At 54.3% G+C, this 26,528-nt stretch carries 18 protein-coding genes and 2 pseudogenes; 17 read left to right on the plus strand and 3 right to left on the minus strand.

What is annotated here, in order from left to right:
- Positions 1-128: 128 nt before the first annotated feature.
- From OHL23_RS16395 to OHL23_RS16400, 3 genes and pseudogenes are all read left to right on the plus strand, one after another.
- Entirely contained in the window at positions 129-1,895 is a 1,767-nt protein-coding gene (locus OHL23_RS16395; protein WP_263352989.1) for a CRTAC1 family protein, read from the plus strand.
- Positions 1,876-2,715: pseudogene (locus OHL23_RS28895) on the plus strand (tetratricopeptide repeat protein); the annotation flags it as partial. The gene OHL23_RS16395 and the pseudogene OHL23_RS28895, both read left to right, overlap by 20 nt.
- 84 nt (positions 2,716-2,799) lie before the next feature.
- A complete protein-coding gene (locus OHL23_RS16400) occupies positions 2,800-3,438 on the plus strand; it encodes a tetratricopeptide repeat protein (RefSeq protein WP_263352990.1) in 639 nt (212 codons plus the stop codon).
- A gap of 118 nt (positions 3,439-3,556) precedes the next feature.
- Here OHL23_RS16400 and OHL23_RS16405 read toward each other — a convergent pair whose 3' ends face one another.
- The gene (locus OHL23_RS16405) at positions 3,557-5,584 is read right to left on the minus strand and encodes an MGH1-like glycoside hydrolase domain-containing protein (RefSeq protein ID WP_263352991.1); all 2,028 of its coding nucleotides are present in this window, start codon (positions 5,582-5,584) and stop codon (positions 3,557-3,559) included.
- A 460-nt stretch (positions 5,585-6,044) separates the two neighbouring features.
- Between OHL23_RS16405 and OHL23_RS16410 the strand changes: the two genes are divergently transcribed.
- Entirely contained in the window at positions 6,045-7,358 is a 1,314-nt protein-coding gene (locus OHL23_RS16410) for an O-antigen ligase family protein (protein ID WP_263352992.1), read from the plus strand.
- A 430-nt stretch (positions 7,359-7,788) separates the two neighbouring features.
- On the opposite strand, the gene OHL23_RS16415 is transcribed toward OHL23_RS16410, so the two are convergent.
- Positions 7,789-8,811: a tetratricopeptide repeat protein gene (locus tag OHL23_RS16415; RefSeq protein ID WP_263352993.1), complete on the minus strand. Its 1,023-nt coding sequence runs from the start codon at positions 8,809-8,811 to the stop codon at positions 7,789-7,791.
- Positions 8,812-9,330: 519 nt separating this feature from the next.
- Between OHL23_RS16415 and OHL23_RS16420 the strand changes: the two genes are divergently transcribed.
- Complete coding sequence (locus OHL23_RS16420) at positions 9,331-10,158, plus strand: hypothetical protein (protein WP_263352994.1); 828 nt, start codon at positions 9,331-9,333, stop codon at positions 10,156-10,158.
- Positions 10,159-10,181: 23 nt separating this feature from the next.
- Here OHL23_RS16420 and OHL23_RS16425 read toward each other — a convergent pair whose 3' ends face one another.
- Entirely contained in the window at positions 10,182-10,328 is a 147-nt protein-coding gene (locus OHL23_RS16425; protein ID WP_263352995.1) for a hypothetical protein, read from the minus strand.
- A gap of 414 nt (positions 10,329-10,742) precedes the next feature.
- On the opposite strand from OHL23_RS16425, the pseudogene OHL23_RS28900 reads away from it, so the two are divergent.
- From OHL23_RS28900 to OHL23_RS16480, 12 genes and pseudogenes are all read left to right on the plus strand, one after another.
- A pseudogene (locus OHL23_RS28900) lies at positions 10,743-10,850 on the plus strand (ribbon-helix-helix protein, CopG family); the annotation flags it as partial.
- A gap of 210 nt (positions 10,851-11,060) precedes the next feature.
- Positions 11,061-12,038, plus strand: coding sequence for a polysaccharide biosynthesis/export family protein (locus OHL23_RS16430; RefSeq protein ID WP_263352996.1), 978 nt, complete (start codon positions 11,061-11,063; stop codon positions 12,036-12,038).
- A gap of 18 nt (positions 12,039-12,056) precedes the next feature.
- Complete coding sequence (locus OHL23_RS16435) at positions 12,057-14,300, plus strand: GumC family protein (protein WP_263352997.1); 2,244 nt, start codon at positions 12,057-12,059, stop codon at positions 14,298-14,300.
- 146 nt (positions 14,301-14,446) lie between these two features.
- Complete coding sequence (locus OHL23_RS16440) at positions 14,447-15,547, plus strand: acyltransferase family protein (protein ID WP_263352998.1); 1,101 nt, start codon at positions 14,447-14,449, stop codon at positions 15,545-15,547.
- Positions 15,548-15,557: 10 nt separating this feature from the next.
- Complete coding sequence (locus OHL23_RS16445; protein WP_263352999.1) at positions 15,558-16,427, plus strand: WecB/TagA/CpsF family glycosyltransferase; 870 nt, start codon at positions 15,558-15,560, stop codon at positions 16,425-16,427.
- Positions 16,424-18,055: a lipopolysaccharide biosynthesis protein gene (locus tag OHL23_RS16450; protein ID WP_263353000.1), complete on the plus strand. Its 1,632-nt coding sequence runs from the start codon at positions 16,424-16,426 to the stop codon at positions 18,053-18,055. Before OHL23_RS16445 ends, OHL23_RS16450 begins: the two co-directional genes overlap by 4 nt.
- A 26-nt stretch (positions 18,056-18,081) precedes the next feature.
- Positions 18,082-18,993, plus strand: a complete 912-nt coding sequence (locus OHL23_RS16455; protein ID WP_263353001.1) for an FkbM family methyltransferase — start codon at positions 18,082-18,084, stop codon at positions 18,991-18,993.
- Positions 18,986-21,370 carry a glycosyltransferase family 4 protein gene (locus OHL23_RS16460; protein WP_263353002.1) on the plus strand — a complete coding sequence of 795 codons (2,385 nt, stop codon included), beginning with the start codon at positions 18,986-18,988 and terminating at the stop codon, positions 21,368-21,370. The genes OHL23_RS16455 and OHL23_RS16460 overlap by 8 nt, the downstream gene beginning before the upstream one ends.
- Positions 21,367-22,377: a glycosyltransferase family 2 protein gene (locus OHL23_RS16465; protein ID WP_263353003.1), complete on the plus strand. Its 1,011-nt coding sequence runs from the start codon at positions 21,367-21,369 to the stop codon at positions 22,375-22,377. The genes OHL23_RS16460 and OHL23_RS16465 overlap by 4 nt, the downstream gene beginning before the upstream one ends.
- Positions 22,378-23,158: 781 nt before the next feature.
- Positions 23,159-23,467, plus strand: a complete 309-nt coding sequence (locus OHL23_RS16470) for a hypothetical protein (RefSeq protein WP_263353004.1) — start codon at positions 23,159-23,161, stop codon at positions 23,465-23,467.
- Between the two features lie 214 nt (positions 23,468-23,681).
- Positions 23,682-25,019: an O-antigen ligase family protein gene (locus OHL23_RS16475; protein ID WP_263353005.1), complete on the plus strand. Its 1,338-nt coding sequence runs from the start codon at positions 23,682-23,684 to the stop codon at positions 25,017-25,019.
- A gap of 500 nt (positions 25,020-25,519) precedes the next feature.
- Entirely contained in the window at positions 25,520-26,446 is a 927-nt protein-coding gene (locus tag OHL23_RS16480) for a glycosyltransferase (RefSeq protein ID WP_263353006.1), read from the plus strand.
- The last annotated feature ends 82 nt before the right edge of the window (positions 26,447-26,528 follow it).

Raw genomic sequence — 26,528 nt, forward strand, 5'->3', positions numbered from 1 at the left:
AGGTTTCGTCGCAGCGGATATTGACTCTCGAGCGTCCAGAACAGTTATCTATACCAGAACGATAGCTTCGGAGAACGTTCTCGCCGTATTGTGAAGAAAACAACGTCCGTGAGGAATTGACCAAGAGAATGTTTACACGCCGCGGGTTTCTCAATTTTTCGTCCGCAGCCTTGATCGGAGCGATCTTACAGCGAGCCGGCGCGCAGCAGACAGGCGGCATGGGAGGGCGTGTCGTCGCTCCGCAGAAAAAGCCTCAGCAGTCCGGCCGCCCATTTGATGCTCGATTCATCGACGTAGCAGCCTCGGCGGGACTGACCGCTCCCATGATTTACGGTGGTGTCGATCATGACGAGTACATTATCGAAGCGAATGGCTGTGGATGCGCCTTCCTGGACTACGACAACGACGGGTGGATCGATATCTTCCTGCTTAGCGGCACACGGTTAGGCGGCGCTCCCGTCGGGACATCCAATCGACTCTACAAAAACAATCGCGATGGAACCTTTACCGATGTAACACGGCAGGCTGGACTGGAAGCGGCCGGTTGGGCCAACGCGGTCTGTGTGGCGGACTACGACAACGATGGTTATGAAGATATCTTTTGCACCTATTTTGGTCAGAACCGGCTTTACCGCAATCTCGGAAACGGAACTTTCAAGGATGTGGCCAAAGAAGCGGGTTTAGAGAATTCCAAAGCCAGATGGGGTGCCGGATGTTCGTTCTTCGATTACAACCGCGATGGCCACCTCGATCTCTTCGTTTCTAATTATCTTGAGTTCGACTTCGACCACGTCCCACGGCCAGGATCCGGTGCGAATTGCAATTTCAAGGGCATTCCGATCGAATGCGGCCCGCGAGGCCTTCCCTTTGGCAGGCATTCTCTTTATAGAAATAATGGAGATGGAACGTTCACAGATGTGAGCATGGAGGCCGGTATAGGGAAGCCGTGGTCAAGTTATGGAATGACGGTCGTGGCAGCCGATTTCAATGAGGACGGCTGGCCTGATATCTATGTGGCCTGCGACTCGACCCCCAGCCTCCTGTTCATCAACCAGCACGACGGAACCTTTAAGGAGGAAGGCGTCGAACGTGGCGTTGCGCTCAGCAATGACGGTGCAGAAGAAGCGGGCATGGGAATAGGCATAGGTGACTATAACCTCGATGGCCACTTGGATCTCTTCAAGACACACTTCGCGGATGATACGAATGTACTCTATCTCAATGATGGGACGGGCAATTTTGATGACCGGACTCTGCAGTCGAAGATAGGCGTGGAGACCCGCTTCTCGAGTTGGGGAGCAGGCATCGTCGATCTCGATAACGACGGCTGGCCCGACATATTTTTTGTAACTGGAAGCGTCTATCCCAATGTTGAACAGAAGTTACCGCAATACCCCAACAAGTCCCAGAGAATTCTCTTCAGAAATCTGGGCAACGGAACTTTCGAAGAGATTGCCAACGCTGGCCCGGGAGTTACAACACCCCATTCGAGTCGCGGCTGTGCATTCGGCGATTTTGACAACGATGGAGACATGGACATCCTCGTCCTCAACATAAACGAGCCGCCCTCACTGCTGCGCAACGATTTAAAAGTATCCCATCACTGGCTTAAGGTGAAGCTTGTCGGCGTCAAATCCAATCGGAGCGCTGTGGGTGCCCGCGTACTGGCTCGGTACTCAGGTCATCTGCAAGTTCAAGAGGTATTGAGCCAGTCAAGTTACTATTCCTGTAACGACTCCCGCCTCCATTTTGGTCTGGGACAAGCAGTTACGGCGGATCTCGAAGTTCGATGGCCGAGTGGAACCGTTGAAAAATATCCGGGAGTGAAGTGTGATCAACTCATTACGATTCGTGAAGAGCACGGCATCGTCCCCAATGTTGGCTGGGCACGCTGATTCTGTGCCTTCGGAAAAGTGCAATGTCCTGAACGCTCGGCGGAGAGTTGGTACTTCCACGTTTCGCGCCAGTTGCGCGCTCTTCTTCGTATTATTTGCGTCTCTTATTCTTCAAAGTCAAAGCGGTCCAGTAACTTCCATCGCATCGATTGAGTCGTTGATCCGTAGCCGGGAGTATGACCAGGCGCTGCAGAAGACAATATCTGCGCTCAAGGAATCACCGAACGACTACCGTCTCTGGACACTGGAAGGTATTGTATTTTCGATCAAAGGGAAGAATCAGGAGGCGTTAAGCGCCTTTGACAAATCGCTGCAACTTTCACCAAACTACGCGCCAGCCTTGAAAGGTGAGGTGCAACTCCTGTATCAAGCCCAGGATAAGCGAGCGATTCCCCTACTCGAAAGGATACTCAAAGCCGATCCAAACGATGAGACCGCGCACGAAATGCTTGCAGTATCAGAGGCGCGACAGAGTCAATGCAAAGTTGCGAATACTCAGTTTCTTCTAAGCGCGCACGCCATCGACACTCATCCCAACTCGCTGGAGACATACGGTAACTGTTTGGTGCAAACCGGAGAATCTCAAAAGGCGATCCCAATATTCGAGCAGCTCGTCACATTGCTTCCACAACGGACTTATCCAAAATATGATCTCGCGGTCGTAATGGTCGAGACCAAGCAGTATGAGGCCGCTCTCAAGGTATTAGAACCTTTACTAGCCGTAGAGCCATCCGACCCTGATATCCTGAGTCTCGCCTCTGACGCATATGAAGCAGTCGGCGAAACGCCCAAAGCAGTGTCTCTCCTTCGCAAGGCAATTGTGCTCAGTCCGGCTACTGCCAGTTACTATAACTCCTTCGCCGAACTGTCTCTTAATCACGAATCGTTTCAGGTTGGAATCGACATGATCAATGCTGGCCTGCAGCGAATTCCTAATAATCCGTCGTTGTATATCTCACGTGGTTTGCTCTTTGCCCAGATGGCGCAGTATGACCGGGCTGAAGCCGACTTTACGACGGCCGAACACATGGACTCGAAATTAAGCATCACATCTTATGCCATCGATCTCGCAGAACTTCAAAAGAACAACTCCGCGAACTCTCTACCGCAAATTCGCGCGCAGCTTAAGCGCCATCCAGACAGCGCCCTGTTGCATTTCTTGCTGGCGAAGCTTCTTTCAAGCTCAGGGTCCGATGCAGACAGCAAGGTCCCTGAAGAAGCGATACGATCGGCGCTGTTGGCAGTAAAGCTTAAGCCAGATTTGACGGAAGCGAGAGATCTACTCGCGAGCATGTACTCGCGTTCTGGCCAATACGATCTTGCGATCGAACAATGCAGGCTTGCTCTGCAAACAAATCCGTCCGACGAAACCGCGATCTATCATCTCATCGTTGCATTGCGCCACTCCGGCCAAACAGAACAGCGCAATGAGATTCCGGCGCTAGTAAAGCGCATTTCTGAACTACAGGCCGCCTCCCGTAAATTGGAAACTGACAGGAAGCGATTCACGTTTGTAGAGCAGCAGACTGCGCCAAAGCAATAGGCAGTCCGGGAAATCAGAGGTCGAAGCGTCTTTCGCCACTCCTTGAATAAGAGCGCACGATGCAATGCCTGTTCTAAGTTGCTAGACAGATGCTTGAGACGTGATCGGCTGCCTTCCGCTATTTTCCTGGCTTTAAAGATCCGCCTGCTTTGTCCTGTTCCAAGTACTCAACATATCCAAGCAGAGCTCCCCAATGGTAAAAGCGGTCGCTATTGGAAACATCATCGCCTGTTCCCAGCATAGCGTTGTAGTTCTCGTGAACATGGCCCTTCTCGCTCCACTCCTTGAGAAACAAACTATAGGATTTTCGCGCGAACTCTGTACGCACGGTTGCGTTGTCGTAGTTGCACAGCCCCAGGTAGACGAGATAGTTCATCGGTCCCCAGATTCTGCCGCGCCAGTAATTCTGGTCGTTAAAGGCCGGGTCATCCCGCTCGATGGATGGAATGACCCACTCGCCCCAGAATTCATTGGTGTTTAGCATGTGCTTTTCGATCATCGCTTTTGCTTGTTCTGGGGTAGCAGCATGAGCCAGCATGGGGTAGAAGTTAGTCGGCGAAAGGCGCGTATTGAATTGTCCGGTATGTAGATCCTTATTGAGGAAAATTCCTGCTTGGTCATCCCAGAGCGTCGCCAGACTAGTCCTGTAATGTGCACCTCTTTCCTTTAGCTCCTTTGCCTCCGCAGGCTTGTCCAAAGCGTCAGCAATTTCTGCGAGAGCATCGCAATCGGCAATATACATGCCCATCAGCCCCACATCGGCATACTCCAGTAGGTGAGACTGGAAGTTGTAGGTTGTCGAGTCGTACATCGGACTGTTATCTAGGCCAGATTCAAGAATCGCACCGGCGCGCTTGCCACGCGCGCCGTCGTCCAGGTTGCCTGGCTTGTTGTCCCCATCGCTGCCCCATGCCAGATACCCCTGGATATCGCGATGTTCGGACCACCAGCGATTCCAACGTAGCAGAGGTTCAAAGGCCTCTTCGATAAACCAGCGATCATTGAATTTCTTATAAAGGCCAAGAACGGTGATCGAGCCCACTGGAGGCTCTGAACGGTCGAAGCTGCTCCAGCCTCCAGCGCGCGCGTAATTTGGCACGAATCCCTTATCTGTCGATTCGCGAAGGGTCTCAATCGCATCGGCATAAGCAAGATCTCTATCGCCGATACCTGCCATGGTGGCTGCGAAAAAGGTGTCCCAGTCGAAGATCACATACCCGCCCCAGTCCACGCTCCACACGCGACTCACAGGCGAGATAACTCGCTGCCTGCTCGGCTCATAGATCGTGTCCCAGCCCAGCGTCGTCTCAATTGCGTCAATGATCGGAGCATTCGAGCCTGCCATGGAAATGGACTGGCGGTACGCTTCTTTTTGCTGCGCAATGAGCGCCTCGATCTCGCTTAGCGTGCGGCGCTTGCCCGTGCTGAGGCCAACCGGTTGAACCAGATCGGACGCAAAAAAGGGTCCGCCCATCGGAATATCGAGATACTCACTATCCGATTTAACCTCCGTGTCCGAACATGTGCAGTAGACAGGGATAACTCCGGACGTACCCTGCGTCTGGATGAAGCCAGGGCGCTTCAGCGCCGTGCCTGAGCGATTCCAAAGGAAGTCGACTGAGAAGACAATCGTCGGTGGGAGGGCTGATTTGGCCGCCACAGTCAGCGGAGTCGCAAGAAGTACCAAGTCACTTCCGTCCCTCGCGCTCTGAATGCTCAGCATGTGCCCCCTCCAGGAGATCTGAAGGTCGGTATAGCTGCCGTCCCACGAGTGTGCGCCGGGAACAACCTGCTCTGCGCCCGGCGTAAGTCTGCCAATCAGCACGTCCTTGAGAAACGCGTCTCCGTATTCAGTCGAGTTGTGCTTGAGCCCGACATGAATCGCCAACCCTTCGGGGAGCAGCACCTGGGTCGTCACGCTGTTAACGTCCCAGGTGTTCCAACCCTGCGCCAGTCGCTGTTGCACCTGCTGGTAGCTCTTTGACGCCGGTCTTGCACTGCCCGGTCCGCCGGCTGATCTCGACGTTTTGTTGGTCGTAACAGCATTGACCGCCTGAGCCAACGCGCAATAAGGCCCGTAGCCGAGTAGCAGGCATGAAATGAGGTAAGGTGCGGCAACTGCAATTGCTTTAATTGCGGTTTTCATCATGATTCTCACACATTGTCTAGATGACTGCCGAAAATATGTTCAGGTCATACTCGCGTCGCGCATTGAGCAATGGTAAGCGGCCGCAAATTATATCCAGAACTGCTTCTTCGCTTCATAGCTCGTGGCCGGTCTGTGTCAGCTTTAGAAAAAATTCTACTCTGAGCAGTACCTGCCCCGTCTTGTCCAGGGAAACTATCGACTTCGCTGGAGGACTTTTCAAGTAGGACACGGTGTATTACAGTATGCTGGCGGAGTTGGTGGTGTGGCGCGAGGTCGCCCAATTGCTTTTTGCTGTGAGGTTTGAGCTCAGTTCGCGAAGCTGAAAAGCCAGGGTGACTTATTTCCAGTCGAGCACACACGCCATACAACTTCCATCCAGTCGGAGGCAAGTCCAGCCCTTCGGCCAAAGCTCGGATGTGAAAAATCATCCCCTTCTAGTTTGCGCATCTGGCATACAATGATCGCGTTGCCAGTTATCTCCATTCGCGCGGATGCCGGGTTGGATCGTCCGGCAGTCAGGGCTGACAGACGCACGCCGGTAATTGTGGGCGTGTCCCTGTTTCTCTTACTTGCCTTTTCCACCGCAACCGTCTTTGTGCGCGAGGCCTGGGCTCCGCAATCCTTTCAGATCGGCATCTACGCCCTTCTCGCCTTGTATCTTCTTGCGGGTATTCGCCGGGGGCGAGACTACCCGGACCGTGGCATGATGTCATGGCTCGTGTACATGATCCCTCTCTGGGGCATCCTGCAGATCCTTGTGCATACCACCGCTTCCACCGTGGAAACACGGGAAGCTGTCTTGCGCTGGGGCGCTCTCGCGGGCGTGTTTTTCCTCACGCAAAATATCGCCGTCAATCGCACGGCTCGTCGAAACTTGCTCAGCGCGTTTCTCTGTTTCGCGACGGCGATGGCTTTGCTCTGCCTCACACAATTGTTCACCTCCGAAGGTCGCGTTCTCTGGGTTTTTCCGACCGGATATCCGGATGTCTACGCAACGTTTCCCTCATATAACAATTACGCACAGTTTGTAGAACTCGCCCTGCCGATCGCCCTCTGGCGAGCTCTACGGGAGGGTTGGCGATGCTGGTGGTATGGGCTTTCCGGAGGCTTTCTCTATGCATCGGTGATCGGCTCTGCTTCACGAACCGGCGCGATCCTTTGCACGGCGGAAGTGTTCGCGATGCTTGTGATTGGTTTGGTGAAATTGCGAGATCCAGAGACCGGCCTGACTTCGCGCTCAACAGCAGCAGTCCTGTTGATGATTCCTTTGCTTGCGATTTCGCTCACTGCCGCTGTTGGATGGGAGAGGGTCTGGCTCCGTTTTCAGCAGAACGGCTCCTATCTCGCGCGTCGGGAGTTCCTTGCGGCTGCCACCGATATGACGAGACAGCGGCCGCTGACCGGTTACGGCCTCGGCACCTTCCCGGAGGTTTATCAGCGATACGCAGTCAAGGATTTTCCGTTTTACGCCAATCATGCCCACAACGACTGGGCTGAGTTTGCCGCGGACGGCGGAGTTCCTTTTCTACTGATAGTATTGATTCCCTTCGCCGCTTGCATTCCCGCGGCGATTCGAAATCCATGGGGTCTGGGGCTAGTCACGATCCTGTTGCATGCATGCGTAGATTTCCCCTTTCCCCGGCCGGCTGTCTCAGGCTGGATCTTTGCCATCCTCGCGCTCCTTTCTATAACGCGAACCGAGGACCGGCTCATGCAGAGCAAAGCCGCGCCCCCAATCCCGACAGGCTCACCTGCAAAAGGGTCTGCATAGCCGGTGTAAGAACGACCGCAGCGGCTAAGTTACGATGAGCTATCTCCCAGAATCACACGAACTGGCCTGGGAGCCTGATCGACTGAGAACTCGTGGGCGCAGCATCTGGCGAAGAGATTCGGTCGGTCGTGAGATAACGCAGAAAATACCAGAACACAACGAACGCCGCTGTAAAGATTGAGATCACAATCAACCGGCGTGCCAGGCGCTTCTTGCTTCGCGTGCTCATGAGCTTTGCAGGACGATGAGTGCGACTCGATTGAACCACCGATCCGGAGCCGGATGCAGAGGAGTTAGAAGCAAAAAAACGCAGCCTGCACTTTCGGCAACGAAAGGCCTCCCGCCCGCGAATGCTCTGGAAAGCGTCGCTCCAGCGGAAGCTCTGCGATGCGCGTATCTCGTAACTACCACAGGTTGGACAAGTCATAGCTTACAGATGAGCCTCGATTTGAGTTGAAAGTACTACGAGAGTTCCCGAAATCCGCGGTGTTCCGAGAGCGCGTCGATATCCAAGCCGCAGCCGGAGGAAGGAAGCCCCAGACGGGACAGAGAATGCCACTGTTGAATGCTTCAATTCATCGCTCGAAAGATCCGGAGAGTCGAGGAGGATATCATTCGACTTCGTATCTACTATCTGCCACCGGATTCCCGTAGCAGGTGGGATATCGGTAGTGCGATAGGCGTAAGTCATCGTGTAGCTGCCAGGAGACAGGACCATCGCTTGTTCGGCAACGGTGCAATCCTCCGGCTCGTTTCCGCTGAATTCGATCTCCAGGCCGGAAGAACCTGGCCAGGAATTGAGCCCCGGATACTCGGGAAGGGACCAGTCGAAGGTGACCGGCAATGGTTCCCGAACGAAGTTGGCATTGTTCGGCAAAGTATTGTCGGCCACAGCCCAATGCTCCTCAACCAACAAGCGCCATAATGTATTGGCCGCTGCCGTATTATTGGCTGCGACCAGCCGATTTACAACAGAGAAAAGCTGAGAACGATCGGAATTTGGATCACCGAAGCGGGCAAGGCGCGCGGCAACGATGGCAACAGCTTGTAGTTGGTTCTTCGCAAGCAAGAATCCGAGATATTGACGAATCAGCTCAGGCCTTTCGTTCAGGATAGCCATCGTGATCGTCTTGGGATCTGGTGACACCCGCCAGCAGAGTTCAAATAGCGGACCAATGTCGTCCGCGGGCATTTCGGCAGCACTGCGAGCCCACTTCCAAAATGCGGGCAAGTTGTCGCGGCGAAAATAATAGTTAGCCAGACTCCAGCGGGGCAGATAGGTATGGTCCACCTCAAAGGCAGCCAGCAGCATTTTCTCAGCCTTGGCATAATCGCCGTCTGCCTCATATTTCAGCCCCAACTCAATATCTCCCTGAGCGTTGTAGTGGTTCAAGCCCACCGCAGTGGCCAGCAGGTCACGGGCATGCTCGCGATCGAATTGAGCGAGGCGCATATAGTACTCCCAACCGTCTGGCACCAACTGGATCGCCGAACGAACTGACTCCTCGGTGTCCTCACGGAACAAGCGATCGGCTCGGGCGAATTCCAGAGAACACCAAATTCCGACGCAGCATGCTCCAGAGATGGCTATCTGAAGTGCGACATTTACCGAGCGGCGAAAATGAGACGTCATAAGTCAATCCGCAAGCATAACACCTGAAATAATGCTGTCAACACACGGAAATTCACTCCCAGTTCCATTTTGAAACTCACGCTGGCCCACCTATTCCGCAGTGTGCAACCGTCCGCGGGATACGACGACTTCAGCTCAAACTCAACAATATATAGCTCTTGCCCTCAGAATCGCCTTCGTTTGCATTCTTACTAAGTCATTCTGCATGACATATGTATTACGCCACTAATTGAATTTAAAGGAGAAGCTGCTTGATAGCTGCATCGTTCAGGCGTATACAGGAAGTGCCACGCGCGATAAGAGTCACCGTAACTGCATTGTGCGGTGGGGAGGCAAGAAATGTTCAAAAAACTGCAGGTCTTAGCAGTTCTGTTGTGCACGGTCTCCTATTCGACTGCCGGGACAGTTTCGATTGGAACTGCCAGCGCTCGTGGAGACATTCGCGTAGACAACTATCTCGTCAAGAGTAATACAACGCTCTTTGACGGATCGGTAGTGGAAACCGGACAGGCTACCGCGGATCTGCGCCTCGACAAAGACACCCGGATTACGATGTCAACAAATTCACTCGCTACCTTATACAGAGATCATCTGGTGCTGCAGCGAGGAAAAGGCGAACTGGCAGGCCCCACTTCGTTTCAGTTTGAGGTAAACGGCCTGCATGTAGTTCCGAGTGAGCCGGATTCGCGGGGCGTGGTGTCATTGACGACGGGAAACACCGTCCAAGTCGCGGCGTTGAATGGTAGTTTTGGGGTTAGTAACGATCACGGCGTCCTCTTGGCGAGAGTTCACTCGGGCTCACTGGTCTCCTTCGCGAAGCAAGCGGCCGAAAACGTACAGGCAGTCACTGATATGCCTGGCATGGTCAGCTACGAAAATGGCCATTACTACATCACTAGTAGTGAAGATGTTACATATGAGATCACTGGCAAAGCCCTCAAGAGGTATGTAGGAACCAAAGTTGTGATTTCCGGAGTATTGCGGGGTGAAGCGACCAAAGGGGAAAAATCTGTTCCCGTGATCGATCTGAAATCAATTGAGCTTAACGGTGGCGAGATGGCTCTGGGCACGATTATCCTCATTGGCGGTGTAACTGTTGCGGCCGCCGCAGGGATCGCAGTCTGGGTTTACGAAGCGAACCAATCCCCAACTCCAGCAAGTCGCTAACCTAACGTTGGCGACGCAAGACGCTATAACTCTGTCACGTAAACCAGCTTCGTATCATGATCGCTCTTTACTCCGGGCAAGCGAAATCCATGCTCCAGCGCGTCCACGAGGGATGATAGATTCCCCATCTCTCGCTCTGGCTTCAGCGTCTCACCATCCATGGAACGCATCTCTCTTGCACGCTAACTTCGCTTATCCGCTTTCGGCGTATGGTGTCATACAAGTGGCATATTATGTCTTACGCAATTTCTTGCACATGCGTGATATGGTTTGTGTGAAAAACAACTGTACTTTGTCCGTGCGCTACATCGCACTTCGCTGTAAGTCAGCCCCGGATGAAATACTTCCATCGCTAAATAGCCTGCACACTTGATCTGCCTTGGATTCTCCCGAATGCCTGGGACAGACGGGGGCGAAGCCCGGTCAAAATTCGCTACCGGCTGTGGATATCTGGTCGGGCGTAGCCACGACAATATCATCTCCTTTCATCGTCGACTGCTCACTGTCCGTGAGTAACTAGAGTGGTCGGCAGCCTCTGAACAATAACTGACTCTGGTATGACAGTTCTGAAACCGCGGTCACGCATGATAAGTGTCCGGCTGTCCGAAGAGGAGTATTCGGCGCTTAGGCGGCTTTGTTCCGATACTGGAGCGCGGAGCGTTTCAGATCTTACTCGTGACGCCATGCGTGCGTTGCTAAATCGTCCGCAACCAGGAGATGAGGGAGACATAGATATGGCAGAATTTCGCGCACAAATGAGAAGCCTCGACATTAAGGTAGAACGACTGGCTGCGGAGATCACAACGATCAAGACGGACAGTGGCCATTAGACAAATTTGTCAAGGTCCCATCGAGTTTCTTGAATGGTTCGTGTGCCGCAAACCGGCATCCGGGAGCCGCTTATGAGATATTCTCTCCTCTTGCTTTTCGCCTTTACCTTCACCGCTTTGGTCTCCGCACAACAGCAACCAACTGCTGGCCACGTAGGCGCTGGGGCTAGTTCTCTCAGCGAGGACTCCAATCTTCCAGTAGAGAAGATTGGCAACAATGACCTGATTGGCATCACTGTTTATGATGAACCCGAGTTGACACGCACTGTCCGCGTTGGTTCCGACGGCGAGATCAGGTTACCGATGTTGCAGCGCCATATCCAGGCCGCCGGCATTTATCCTGCAGAACTTGAAGCTGCAATTACGAATGCCCTTGTAGAGGAGAATGTCCTTGTAGAACCCATTGTGACCGTGTCGGTAATTGAGTATCGCAGCCGGCCAATCACCATTGCGGGAGCGGTGAAGAATCCGGCGACATTTCAAGCCATCGGCACCGTGACCCTGCTTGATGCCATTTCAAGAGCAGGAGGACTTACCGATAATGCTGGTTCGGAAATACTGGTGAGCCATCCTGCAGGGAAAGGGGACGACAAATCGCCCATCCTGACTGAGCGCGTTTCAGTAGCCTCCCTGTATCGTGCCGAAGATCCAGCATCGAACTTAACCCTGCAGGGCGGAGATAACGTTCGTGTTCCCGAGGCCGGCCGAGTCTTCGTCGCGGGCAACGTTAAGAAGCCAGGCGCGTTCTACATCACGGATGGCTCCGAAAGCAGCGTGATGAAGGCGCTGGCTCTTTCAGAAGGTTTGGATAGTTTCGCATCTCATAAGGCATATATCTACCGTGTTGAAGGCGGCAGCGGCGGCAGGAACGAAATACCCATAGAACTGAAGAAGATTTTGAATCGCAAGTCACCGGACGTACCGCTGTTGGCAAACGACATCCTTTACATCCCAAATGCGACCGGCACGCAGGCCAGTCTTAAGGTCTTGCAAACAAGCGTCGGTCTCGCTGCCGGCTTCGGCACCGCACTGCTCTATCTATCCCGATAGGTTCTTCGAAGGGTATCCATGCCTGATCAAGCGCGCCTGGCGGAAATAATACCTCCAGAACAGTCCCAAAATCTCTCCGCAGTATCCTCTTACCCGCCGATTGCTTCTCGGCAGGAATTTGAACCGGAGACGCCTGCAGTTCCCTTGACGCACTACCTGTGGATTCTTCGCAGGCATCGCTGGAGGATCGCCGCATTCGTTGCGACCTGCATCCTTGCTACCGCTGTAGTCTCCGCGCGGTTGCAACCGATCTATGAGTCGACAACAACGGTGGACATCGACCGCAAGGCTCCATCCGAAGTTGTTGGGCAGGACTCGACACGCGTGGGCGCCGACGACACCGAAGCATTCCTGATGACGCAGATCAAGCTCATTCAATCAGACTCAGTGCTGCGCCCGGTGGCGGAGCAGTACCATCTGCTGAATCTCGAAGGCCGGTACTCCCACGAAAATCCGAAGAAAGCCCAGGAATTAGCAGCGGCGCCGGTTTCCCTAAAGCGGCTTAAAGTGAGCCGTCCGACTGGAACCTATCTTCTTCTCATCAGCTATCGAGCCACGGACCCGCGCCTTGCCGCAGACGTCTCCAATGCAATTGCGAACTCCTATCTCGCTCACACATACAACATTCAGATTCGGTCCTCTGCCAGCTTGTCGTCATTCATGGAAAAACAACTCGATGAACTGAAGGCAAAGATGGAGCAGTCCAGTCATGCGCTTGCACAGTTTGAGAAAGATCTGGATGTCATCAACCCGGAAGAGAAAACGAACATTCTCTCGGCGCGGCTCCTGCAATTAAACACGGAGTACACCAATGCGCAGGCGCAAAGAGTCGGCAAGGAAGCCGCATGGAACGCCATAAGATCCGGGTCAGTGGAAGCTGCTCAGGTATCGTCGCAAGGGGAATCGCTTGCAAAACTAAGCGATACTCTCAATCAGGCACGCCAACGCTTCGCGCTCGTCAAGGCGACCTACGGCACCACCCATCCTGAGTACCGCAAAGCTGCTTCTGAACTAGCCGAAGTAGAGAAACAGTTCGAAGACACGCGAAACAATATCGTCGAGAGAATAGCGGTGGAGTATCGTCAAGCGCTGAATCGCGAACAAATGCTCCAAAAGACCGTTACCGACACAAAGGCTGAATGGGATCGTCTCAACTCCCGTTCGTTTGAGTATCAACAGTTGAAGCGCGAGGCGGAAGCCGACAAGAACTTGTACGACGAACTTATTCGGAAAATTCGCGAATCGGATATAAATGCCGGCTTTCAGAATAACAACATCAGCATTGCCGATACTGCGCGGCCGCCACTGCATCCTGTGTTTCCCGACATGACGCTGAATCTCCTGATGGCCCTTCTCGCTTCGACTCTACTTGCGATCGGAGCTGCGGTGCTGCTGGATTCCATCGACACGACGCTTCGCGATCCTCAGGAGGCAAGCCGGTTTCTCGGCGTGGACGTCATTGGGACGCTGCCCGTTGACCGCGTCGCCGCTCAACTTCCGAGACCGGCCGTCCCCATACGGACTGAGGCTTTGATTCCGAAAGTTGTTCCAGGTCGCAATCGAAACGGCTACTACAAGACGACCTCGGACTTTGAAGAGGCTGTTCGAACCTTGCGCAATACCATTCTACTGTCCGACTTCGAAGGAAGGCTCCGTTCGATCGTCCTCACAAGTGCGACCCCCTCCGAGGGCAAGACAACTATGGCAGTCCACCTTGCGATTGCGAATGCCGATCAGGGTAAGAAGACGCTGCTTGTAGATGCCGACCTGCGGCGCCCCAGCCTTCATGCCAAATTCGGGCTTGCTCCGCGAGAGGGTCTTTCCAATGTGTTAACAGGGGAAATGGCATGGCGAGATGCAGTTGTTACGATTGAAGGCAAGCCCAACCTGACTCTGTTTCCTGCCGGGCCCGGCTCCCATCGCGCCGCCGATCTCATCGGCCCAAGGCTCTCGTCTTTGCTGGATGAGTTTGCGAAGGAATACGACCTGGTGATCCTGGATTCACCGCCACTGCTGGGCTTTGCGGAGTGCCTCCAAATGGCCACCGCAGCCGACGGAGTGCTCATTGTCGCAAGAGCGGGTGAAACCAGGCGTAAAGCCGTGGCCGCCGTGGTCTCAGTATTGCATCGGCTACGCTCCAATATTATTGGCGTGGTTCTTAATCAGGTGAGCCAAAGCACATCTTCCGATGGTTACTCCTACTATGGCTATTACCGCTATGGCCACTATCGTTACGGGCAAACCGAGAAATCGGAAGTATGACCGGGTCCACGCCCTCGCCAAGCGAAACGGCAAATCCAAACGACGATAGCGTTGTGTGTCGCTCAGGCAGCGAGACCTTTCCTTCTTTTGAAGCACAGACTCATTACACTCTGGGAGATTCTGCAACATCATGGCAGCGATGCCAGGTGACTCAAGATCTCCCGAACCTTGATTTTTTGCGCGCAGTTGCAGTCGGACTCGTCTTTGCAGAGCACATGATGAATGTGATGAAGATCCGGGGCCTCGGCGATATAGGGCACTTCGGCGTCCTTCTATTCTTCGTCCACACATCCCTTGTGCTGATGTTGTCCATTGAGCGTCTCGGCCTTTCTGGCCAAAAGCTATTCACCACATTCATGGTTCGAAGGATATTTCGAATTTATCCACTGAGTATTTTCATCATTCTGTTGTTTATAAGCTTCAGTATCCCTTCCGTACCCTGGGCGGGGAGATTTGTGCAGCCGGGCTGGCAAGAACTTATTTCCAACTTTCTGCTCGTTCAAAACATCACACAAAGCAGGTCAATCAACTGCGTTCTCTGGTCATTGCCTTTTGAAGTGCAGATGTATGTTGTTCTGCCGCTCATTTACTCGTGGACGCGCCATTTCCCATCTCTACTCAATATTTTTGTGATATGGCTTGCAGGCGTTGGTGCTGCCGGCCTCGAGTATGTTCTGCGAAGCGGCAAGTGCGACCCCGATTTTCTGCTCCTTCGTTATTTTCCTTGCTTCCTGGCAGGCGTCTTTGCATGGAGGCTCATGGCGAACCGGACGAAATCGCTTCCAGGGGGCCTTTGGGTATTTGTTCTCATGTTCCTTGTCGCGCTTTACCGATTGGTAGATGCGCTACGAGTTTATGGCCCGAACTTGTTTGTCCCTCTGAGTGGCGCGCTCAGAAATGATCACCGGATCTGGTGGCCACCATACCTTGACCTCGCAAGCGATTGGGTATTTTGCTGTCTGAGTGGAATCGCAATTCCTCTCTTCGCGAACATCTCAAATGACCGGCTGAACAAACTTAGTAAGAAGATCGCCCAATATTCCTACGGCATCTACGTGTGTCACATTCCCATCCTTTGGCTTTGTTTCATAAGACTGCATCTCGGATATTTGGCTGCCAGCGCAATCCTATCCATCTTCCTGACGGCGCTCGTTTCGTTTGCCCTCTACCACTGCATCGAGGATCCCGCCATTCGATTTGGAAAGCTTCTCACCACGCGGTTAACCGATGGCATTGCTCTCGCATGAGGCTCATTTCATGAATACCCACGAGCCTCAACTTTCTCCGAGTGCAGAACCGTTTGTTCACGTACTCGGTTCGCGCGTTCATCTCATCTCTGTTGAGCGTACAGTCGATCACATCGAACACTGGATCGGGATGCGGGATCAACGTTGCCGTCAGGTAATCGTGACTGGTTTCCATGGGCTGCTGGAAGCTCACAAGAGTTCCCGCATCAGGTCGATTCTCAATGAAGCAGAGCTTTGGGTGCCGGACGGGATCGCTCCAGTCTGGCTGGCCAGGATGCGTGGACACCGCAATGCGGTCCGGGCGCCGGGCGCCGAAATCATGCTGGAGTTTCTTAGGCGTGCGGCGCAAAGGAACTTGAGCAGCTTCTTTTATGGCGATACAGAACAGACTCTTGCCGCGCTGTGCGAGTCGGTGGCCCGTCACTACCCGGGCCATAGGATTGTCGGCAGCTATTCTCCGCCATTCCGCCCGCTCGCGCCATCTGAGGATGCCGCAATCCTCGACCGGATCAATGCAGCCCGGCCGGATGTTCTTTGGGTCGCATTGGGAATGCCGAAGCAGGATATCTGGATCCATGACAGGCTCAAGAAACTCAACATATCGGCCGCGATCGGCGTTGGAGCCGCGTTCGCTTTCGTCGCCGGGACCGTTCCTCGCTGCCCCGAGTGGATGGGCCGTGCAGGGTTTGAATGGGTCTTCCGCTTTCTCAAGGAACCTAAAAAGCTTTGGCGTCGGGACCTGCTGGACGGCCCCCAATTCCTCTTTCACGCGGGATTGGAAATCATCCGGAGTGGACCGCAAATGACACAACGGCAATTACTGCAAAGTGATCCGCGCGGAGCCAATTTGCACACCCTGGAGAACCGATCAGTCAAGTGAAACGTGCCGGAGTCATTGCGCGCCTGCTCCACGGAACGGGTGCGGGAGCCGTCGCATATGGTCTGGGGATTGTCAGCAATCTGCTTCTCCTGCCGCTGTATCTGCGCCTGTGGTCTGTTGCAGCGTATGGAGAGTGGATGGCTCTTTACTCCGTGGTGAATTATCTGGCCAACCTCGACTTTGGAGTGACAACGGCCGCAATCAATGCTGCGACGATGGCATACGCAGCGAAGGACTGGGACACTTTCAAGCGCGTACAGGGCACGGCATGGACCACTTCTCTGTTGATCGCAGGACTCGGCGGTGTTCTCGTCATCACCTCTTCCCTTTTCTACTTCCGCGTCAACCGATGGCTCGGCCTGACTGTTCTGAGTCAGCGCGACGCCCGCCTGGTCTTCTGCGGCCTGGCTGTCTCACTCCTCGCCAATATCCCGGGACGTCAACTGATTGCCGTGTACATCGCAATCGGAGAATTCGCGAAGTACCAGTGGATTTACAACGCCTTTGCTCTCCTGACGTGCATCGATACAGCGATTGCATTGAGCATGGGCGCAGGTCCTGTAGCGCTCTCCGTGGTAATCGCGTGCAGCACCCTGTTCACAATAGTCTTCTCAGCCTGGTTCCTCGACAGGCAGGGCATCGGCTTGCTGCCGCACATCCGGGACTCGGACTGGCGCACGGCCAGGAATCTTGCAGCGCCGACGAGCCAGTTTGGGCTTTCCATGATTGCAAGCGCACTTACCTTGCAAGGCCCGGTGGTCATACTGAGCCACGCTTTAGGAGGTCCTGCAGTCGCACTATTCACCACGACGCGAACTGTCTCGAATGTGGTCCGCGGGACAGTAGTTCTGCTGCGAGCGCCACTGCGCCCCGAACTTGGAGCGGCTTCAGCCCGACCCAGCAAGGATTCGTTACGTAGGCTATTTCGAATTGCGGTCGGCATAGACGCGGCCATCTCAATTAGTCTGTCCGCAGTTCTTTGGTCGGGAGGCGCGTGGCTCATTCAATTCTGGTCGCACGGTCGCATTCACACAGATCCAATGCTTCTACATCTGCTGCTGATCGTCGTCGCTCTGGAGGGCTTTCTCCAGGTCCTGGCGATATCGGGGACATCGACCAACAGGCTCCAGGCGGTGTCGCTCGGGCAACTTGCAACTGCGATCATTTCTCTCATCCTCGCCATCGCGCTCCTCGGACGAATGGGTCCGTCAGCAATCCCTTTCGCAACAATAGTTCCTCTGATTGCGATCATGACACCGCTGGTCGTACGAAATGCGCGAAGCGAGGCGCACCTGACGCTTCGGTATGTGGTCGGCCGTCTCCTGCTCCCCTTTCTTTTACTTGCCGCATTCACCATCGCATTTCCCGCGTGGATCACGAGCCTGGGGATAACTCCGACATGGCTCGGCGCCGTTATCTCTGCGGTGGGAACCTGCATTTTGGCCTTCTTCACTGCCGGCTCCGTGTTCCTCACATCGGACGACCGAAATGAAGTACGCAAGCGTCTTCTGCATCTATTCAGAAAAACCCATCATGGAGTTTTCGCCCGCGAAACGCCAGCTCCATTCTCCCCTGCATTCGAGGATGAACAGAGTACTGCCACTCCCGCTCTTTGGCCGAAAGGATAACGGTAGCTGAGATGTTTATGCGAGAAATGGCTCGAACAACGTTCGCATCCGCGGTCCATAAGTTGAATACCGTGAAGGTGGGCCATCGGATAGCTGATTCGCGGCTTGCCGCGTGGGTATGCGGCGAAGGTGCGGTGGTCGCAAAGCTTCGCTTCGGTGCCCAGGCAGTTGTATTCGTGAACGAATACAATGGCCGATCCATGTATCTGTGGGGAGAACATGACCCGCGGATCACTGCGGTAATCAATGCGGTGCTACGGAATGGCGACACGGCCTTGGATATCGGCGCCAATTTTGGTGTAACTGGCCTTTTAGCCGCGAAGCGCGTTGGGCCAGCCGGAACTGTGCATCTATTTGAACCCCAACCGCTTGTTGCATCGTGCCTCCGAACTTCATTACTGATCAATGGCTTCGCGAATGCAGTGGTGCACGAGTGTGCGCTCTCGGATCGCAAGGGCTCAGCTGCGATGACAGTATTAGACACGACGAACATGGGCATGACAACACTGTCTCCGCCTAATCGGGACACTAACACTCCATTACGCTCCTTCAGTGTTCGAACGGAGAACGCCGGAGAATACGTACACGCGCTCGGGTGTAAGAAGGTAGCCCTTATCAAAATCGACGTAGAGGGCCATGAAGCCGTGGTCCTTGCATCCATGAAGGACTGGCTCTCCGAGGTCCGGCCGCCAGTCATCTTGTTCGAGTGTCACCTGAATGGAGGCAGCTTTCAGGAACAGCATTCGGTCCGCATATTATCTGAACTCGGCTATGAGTTCCTCGGCTTTGATACGAAGCCTCTCTGGCATACACGTCTGTATGCCATAAACGGAATGCGACATCCGGTCGGCTATGATTTCGTCGCAATCCGTTGGCAGGAGCTGAACGAAGACCGCAGAAAAGTGTTGGAAGCCATGATGGCCAGGCGCGATGGATAACCATACGAAGAATGCCCGCCTCAAGGTTGCAATCGGCCATCCGCGCCTGGGCCGCGGGGGATCAGAAGCACGCGTGATGTGGCTGATCGAGGCGCTGAAGAGGGACTCTGAAGTGACAGTCGTGACGACAGGCGGCTGGGACTTGGCGGCCCTGAACGGCTATTACGGGACATGCGTTCGAGAAGACGAAGTTAAAGTTCGCATCGCCCCCGTTCCGCGATTGTTTCGCAATCTAAGCGTCGCAGCCCTTCGCGGCGCATGCTATCAACATTTTGCGCGCCAAATCGCGGAGGAATACGATGCACGAGTTAGCGCGTACAATCCCACAGACTGGGGACTGCCAGCGGTGCACTTCATCGCGGACTTCAGTTGGGATCGGGAGCTTCGCGAACGACTCGATCCTCCGTCGCCGGGCCTGATATACCGCGATTCCGTTGTGCGCAAAGCCTATCTGGGAATCGCTTCCGCATATGGCAGCCCTTCCGGCAGAGATGTGCTACGGGACGATCCGGTGATCGCCAATTCCCTCTGGACGGCCAATCTCATGAAGGAGTCTTTCGGCGTGGACTGTGCCGCAATCGTGTACCCATCCGTCTGGACAGAGTTCCCCGATATTCCATGGGAGCAGAAGGAAGACGCCTTTGTGATGATCGGGCGCATTGCGCCGGAGAAGCGGCTTGAACTGGCGATCGCCGTTCTGGAAGCTGTACGGCTTCGTGGCCACGTAATTCGGCTTCACCTATGCGGGCAAATTGGGGATGATCTCTACGGGAGACGCATCGCGCGCCTCTGCCAGGAGCACGCAGACTGGGTTGTTCCCGAGGGAAAGGTAAGTGGAAGTAGAAAGGCTCAGATTCTCGCTAGTTGCCGGTTTGGAATCCAGACGCGTGCCGCGGAGTCCTTTGGCATCTCGGTTGCAGAAATGGTCAAGGCCGGCGCGATTGTCTTCGCTCCCAACGATGGCGGACAAACCGAAGTCGTCGACCACTCTGATCTCCTCTTTGCGGACATGGCCGATGCAGTGGAAAAGATCAGCGCGCTGTTATCAAGTCCTGAGAAGCAAGTGGCTTTGCGTGCCCATCTGGCGCAGCGTTCTGAGATCTTCAGCTCTGCAAAGTTCATGGAAGCGGCTCGTCAGCAGGTAAAGAGAACGCCTTTTCACCCACACCCTGCTCAAAGCTGCCGCCATCGTCAGAAGGTCGTCATAGGCCACCCTAGGCTGGGATTTGGCGGCTCGGAATCCACGGTGATGTGGTTGATCGAGGCGCTGAAGAGGGATTATGAAGTAACAGTCGTGACGACCGGAGGCTGGGATCTGGCAGCCTTGAACAACTATTACGGAACTCGGATCAGGGAAGACGAGGTCAAAATTCGTCTCGCCCCGGTGCCGTTTCTGATTCGCCATCTAAGCGCCGCAGCTCTGCGGGGAGCGTGTTATCAGCGTTTTGCGCGTCAGATCGCCGGCGAATATGATCTTCGAATCAGCGCGTACAATCCAACGGATTGGGGCCTACCCGCAGTGCACTTCGTGGCTGACTTCAGTTGGCATCGCGAGCTTCGCAAACGGCTCCATCCTCCGTCGCCGGGCTGGATTTATCGGGAATCGCCGGTCCGCAGAGCCTATCTGGGGATCGCTTCCACATATGGCAGGCCTTCCGGTCGGGATGCATTCCGGGACGATCCAGTCATCGCCAATTCCCGCTGGACTGCCAGCCTCCTGAAGCAGTTTTGTGAAGTCGAGTGCAGGGCCGTCGTGTATCCATCTGTCTGGACAGAATTCCCGCATGTTCCGTGGGACATGAAGGAACAGGCGTTTGTCATGATTGGCCGCATCGTGCCACAGAAGCAGGTAGAGCGGGCCATCGCCATCCTGGAAACCATACGGCAGCGCGGGCATGCAATTCGGCTTTACCTGTGTGGTGAGATTGAGAACGATTCTTACGGGAGGCGAATCGCGCAGCTCTGCAAGGAACGCGCCGACTGGATTGTTCTCGAAGGGCGCGTCAGCGGCAACAGAAAAGCGCAGATCCTCGCCAATTGCCGCTATGGAATCCAGACTTGCGCCGCGGAGTCCTTCGGCATCTCGGTTGCAGAAATGGTCAAGGCAGGCGCAATTGTCTTTGCCTCCAGTGACGGAGGCCAGACTGAAATCCTCCGTCACTCCGGCCTGTTGTTCTCATGTGTCGATGAAGCGGTTGAGAAGATTCAGGCCGTCCTTGAAAAGCCATCACTCCAATCTGCAATGAGAGCCCACCTGGCGGCCCAGGCACAAAGATTCAGCTCAACGACTTTCATGCGAGAAGCGCGCGCCTGCATTGAGAACAAGCCGGCCGTAGATTACACAATCAGTTACAACGCCATAAGCCAAAGACCATGATGCACCGAATTTCACTCGTCGTCGCTACCAAGGATCGGCCTGACGACTTGCGAAAGCTCATGGAGAGCTTACGCCGCCTAACGATTGCGCCCACCGAAATTGTCGTGGTTGACGCCAGCCGCGAACCCGTCGAGCCCGTTATAGCCGAGTTTCCCGAGCTGACAACACGTTATCTTAGGCATTGGCCGCCATCGGCTTCAGCCCAGCGAAACGCGGGCATCCGAGCCTGCGAGCCTTCTGCGACACTTATCGGCTTTGTCGATGACGACACCACATTCGAACCACTCGCGTTTGCAAACATGCTCAGCTTCTGGAGAGATGCAGCGCCGGATATCCTCGGAGCAGCCTTCAATCTTCGCAACTATCCCCGGCGAGGCAGCGCCATCCTGAAACACAGCGTTTTGGCCAAGCAGCTCGGCTTATACTCCGCCAGACCTGGCACCGTATCTCTCAGCGGTTGGCAATCGATGATCGGTGAAATTGACGAGACGCAATTCGTGGACTGGATTCCCTCCACAGCCGTGATCTTTCGTCGCGAGGTATTCAGCAACAATATCTTTGACGAGGCTTTTGACAGTTATAGCTATCTCGAAGATCTGGACTTCACTTATTCCATCAGCCGCATGGGCCGGCTAGCCGTTGTGGCAAATGCAGGATTCAGCCACTTTCCATCCCCAGGTGGAAGAGTATCCGCGCGGCAGTTTGGGCGTTTCGAGGTCCGCAACCGCATCTACTTCGTCCGAAAACATCGCCTTTCACTCTCTCGGTGCTATCTAGGCCTTGCCATTCGCCTGGTGATGTCCGTTTGCAGCGGCTTATTGCAGCGCAATACAAGCCTGCTCGAGCGCGCCCTGGGCAATATTGAGGCGCCATTCTTAGTTGGAAACCATACCGCATCTTCGAGACCGCAGTCGACATTCGAAGCTTCGAGAAAAGCTCCCGATCAACTTCAACACCTTCGCTTTCAGGACCGCGAGGAACAACCATCGTATGGACAAAAGCGATAGCAGGCTCGCTATACCGGAAGAGTCTGAGAGAACTTCGGCGCATCGTTTGAAGTGTCGTTATTTCCTGATTTCGGCAGATCGTCCAATTAAAGAGTGGTATCCGCCTGTATGGGATGATTCGTTACCCATCGATTGCCGTTACTATGGGCAAGTCCTGGCGGAGATGGACCGGCTCTTGCCTGAGGAATATCTTCAAGACCCTTTGCATCTCTATCTGACTTACAACCACCACGCACTTCCGGAATACGGTCCCCGCGTGGCGGTATTACTTCTTGGAGAAGAGTTCGGCCTGATGCCGCGGTATATACGACATGTACGAGCCGTGTTTAAGACCCATCGACTGCGACCTGTATTCGGTTCGAGCACATGGTGGAAACTCGATCATCTCCATTTCGTTCTGTGGCTGAAATTCATACGAAACTGGGCGCTCCATTTGCGATCCCGCTGGGAATCCACATTTGTGCCTCGGAAGTGGCCTCAGCGCGTGCACTCCAGAATTCATGCGCTGGACGTTCCTGAGGGATATGGTCAACAGCAAGCATTGCCTCAGAAGAAAATGCACGACCGTCCTTTTCACTGCTTCTTTGCGGGTGGAATCAACCTGGAAATGACTTTCTGGCGTAAATTGATCCCATCTCCAAAAGTGATTTCCAGACGCAAGATGTTCCGCGTAATTGCGCAGATGATAGAGCGCGACCCCCACTTTTGCTTCGACGGAGGAGAGGTTAAGAGCTCTCCTGTACACCGCCCGCCAGAGTACGACAGCTATTCGCAAAGGTTGATGGATTCGAAGATATGCCTCGCACCCCGAGGCACGGTCTTAGACTCCTTCCGCTTTTTCGAGGGCCTGCGCGCTGGTTGCCTTGTTGTGTGCGAACACCTGACCGATGAGTGGTTCTACGATGGCGCTCCCGTCCTCCGAATCAAGGACTGGAGCGATCTTCCGCGAGTAGTTGAACCCTATCTCTACGACAATGCCTCACTCGAAGAGGCCAGACTGCGAAGCCTGGGCTGGTGGAGAGATAAGTGCGGAGAGAAGGCTGTTGGACGAGTGATGGCAGAGTATCTAGTCAAAGCTGGAGACGATTAACAAGGCAAATGCGCTGCATATTCATCTTCAACACGCACATGCAGATTTCCTATATCCCATGCCAAGACTTCAGACCACGAGGCAAACACCGACTCGCATTAAATCATGATGGAGTACCTTCGACCTTGATAATCACCTTCGTCCATTGCACGACAAAAGGCGTCATGGCTGCTGAAAATCGTCAATCGCTTCCCACTGGTGGACAGAGATGGCGATGACCTCGTTTTCCTATGCCGCTCCGCAGAGATCCTCTCGCTTTCTGCACGCGCCCGCCTCTGCGCTCATCCTGTGGACGTGCCTTTGGGTCAACCTGAATACGGGTTTAGGGAACATCTTGCCGCCGTCCAATCTCAATGACTGGCAACTCTGTATACGTGCCTGTCTCCCGTACGCAGTGCTTCCGCTCTCCGCCTTTCTCCTTCTTGGGCATAAAAAGATTCAGATTCCAAGAAGTGCACCATCGCGGCTCCTGATGGTCTATGGCGTCTTCGCTGCGCTCTCCGCTATCTACTCACCCGACCCGCAGTGGTCCTTATATTGGTCGATGGATTTCCTCGCTACCATACTCGTAGCGTGGACATTCGTCGATCGTCGCAATCCTGTTGGATCCGTCCGGCAGATGCTTCAGGTCACATGGGTGGCAACGTTTGTAGTCGCCGCGATCATCGGGTATCAGGCTCGAAACTCCGTATTTGGTGAAACAGCGACAGGCTATGGCGTTCTTGCGGAATTAAACGGACTTTCACGGTCATCCGGGGTAGCACGGTGGGCGGCGGTTCCAGGCCTCGTGTGCCTCGTAAGGGCGTATCACAGTCGCCGCGTCAGCCTCTTTCTATTCTTCATTTGCGCTTCAGCGGCGTCCTTCTTCATCGTGTACCGGATGCAATCGCGCGGCGCGGTTTTTGGCTCAGTGGCTGCGCTGCTGTTCGCTCTCCTCGTCTCGTCGCGTATGCGCCGTTATGCGCTTCCGTTTGCAGTCCTGGCCATTCTTGTAATTTTCCTGCTGGACACTCCCGCAGCTCTATCAGACCAGATTGCCACATATCTGGAGCGAGGTCAGTCCCGAGAAGAGTTCCTCAGCATGACCGGAAGGACGCGCGCCTACGAACATGGCCTGGTTGCATTCGAGGACTCTCCTCTATTTGGCCGTGGTCAGTGGACAGATCGCCTGACCATCGGAGAGCACGTCCACAATTCCTATCTTCAAGCTCTGCTCAACGCAGGAATCGCTGGCGGCATTCCGTATTTCGTCTCATGGTTCGCAGGATGGATACTGTTCTTCCGGGTGCATAAGAGGAGTGATCGACTCAGTCCGGAGGATCGCATTTGCGTGCTGGAGTCCGGCACGGTGATGATGTTCTTCACGGTCCGTGCCATACCGGAGACCACCACGGCCAGCTTCGCGGTGGACTTGCTCGTAATGGTCGCAGTATATGTCTATCTTGAGACGCTTTCTATCTCCCTGGTTCGCAGATCGCTTGTACGACGAGCGCCTGTCCCGTCGTACCTATATGTTCGAGAAGACGCAGCTCGCCTTAGGGCGGCGGGCTAATTCGAACGTTTCGGTATTGTACAACATTCCCGCGAATACGATCACGCATCATGTCACATACTTTATTCACACAACTTGATGCAGAAGGCAATGCGAAAGACTATCCTGCAACACGCGAGATCCCGAATGGCCCCCGGCTCAAGGTTCTGGTCAGCGCCTATGCCTGCAGCCCTTCGAGAGGATCGGAATATGGAGTGGGATGGGGATGGGTAGAGGCTATATCGAGATATCACGATCTTTGGGTACTCACAGGATCGGACTGTAAGGATGAAATCGAATCGGAATTAATGCGAAGGCCGGAGCTTCGGAGCAGGATGAAATTCCACTACATCCCCCGGTTACGATATAAGACGGTGGAAAAAGTCTGGCCTCCTGCATACCTATACACATACAGGAAACAGTGGCAAAGGGCAGCGTACGAAGTAGGCAGAGATCTCCACAAGGGCATACGCTTTGATATCGTTCACCAACTCACTTATGTTGGATTCAGGGTACCCGGTTTGTTATGGAAGCTCGACGCGCCATTTGTATGGGGTCCGATCGGTGGACTTGAACAGACCACATGGGCGCTTCTCCCCGCGCTCGGAGTTCGCGGCGCACTTTACTTTCTGGCCAGAAATCTGCTCAACGACCGGGACAGGCGATTTTCAAGAACTCCAAAACTGGCATTCGCCAGAGCTGAGGGAGGAATCATCGCGGCCACCACTGGAATTCAAAAAGAAATCAAACGATTCTACGGCCAGGAATCGACCGTCGCCTGTGAGATCGGACTACCACCCGTCACCAGAAACACACCGGCTCAAAGAACCTCCGCCGAGCCGCTCGCCATCCTTTGGTGCGGCAATCTCGTTCCCGGCAAGGCACTTCCATTTTTGCTCGCGGCGCTGCAGATGCTTCCCCCCGAGCTGAACTGGAAATTGACGATCATTGGCAGCGGACCGTATTCGACAAAGTGGCGGAGGATGGCATGTGCAATTGGCATCCACGACCGCTGTGACTGGCTCGGCCAGGTTGCTCGCGAAACCGTCCTACGGCAAATGCAGACAGCGCACGTATTGGCTATCACTAGCGTTTACGATCTCACATCCACTGTCCTTGTTGAGGCGTTGGCGAATGGACTTCCAGTAGTCTGTCCGAACCACTGCGGATTCACCGACGCAATTCACGCAGATTGCGGGATCAGAGTTCCAGCCTGCTCAAGGCTCGAAATCATAGCGGGCATTCGCGACGCCTTGATCCGGATGAACGATGAAAGCTTTCGGTTTCCGCTCGCCTGTGGCGCACTTCGCCGCAGTCTCGAATACCAGTGGGATATCAAGGCCAGAGCAGTTAACAACATCTATGACAAGAAAGTATCTTCCTGGCAATCCGCCGCGAAACAACTTCCCGAGAGGCAACGCCAGCCCGTCAAATGGGCTCAAAACTGACCGCCATTCTTCTCCAGAATAAAGGAATGCCGCACCCGCCAATCGCGGCAACGGGCACTGTTTGCATGGCATCGTTGAAGAC

The organism is Acidicapsa acidisoli (genome assembly GCF_025685625.1).
Lineage (GTDB): Bacteria > Acidobacteriota > Terriglobia > Terriglobales > Acidobacteriaceae > Acidicapsa > Acidicapsa acidisoli.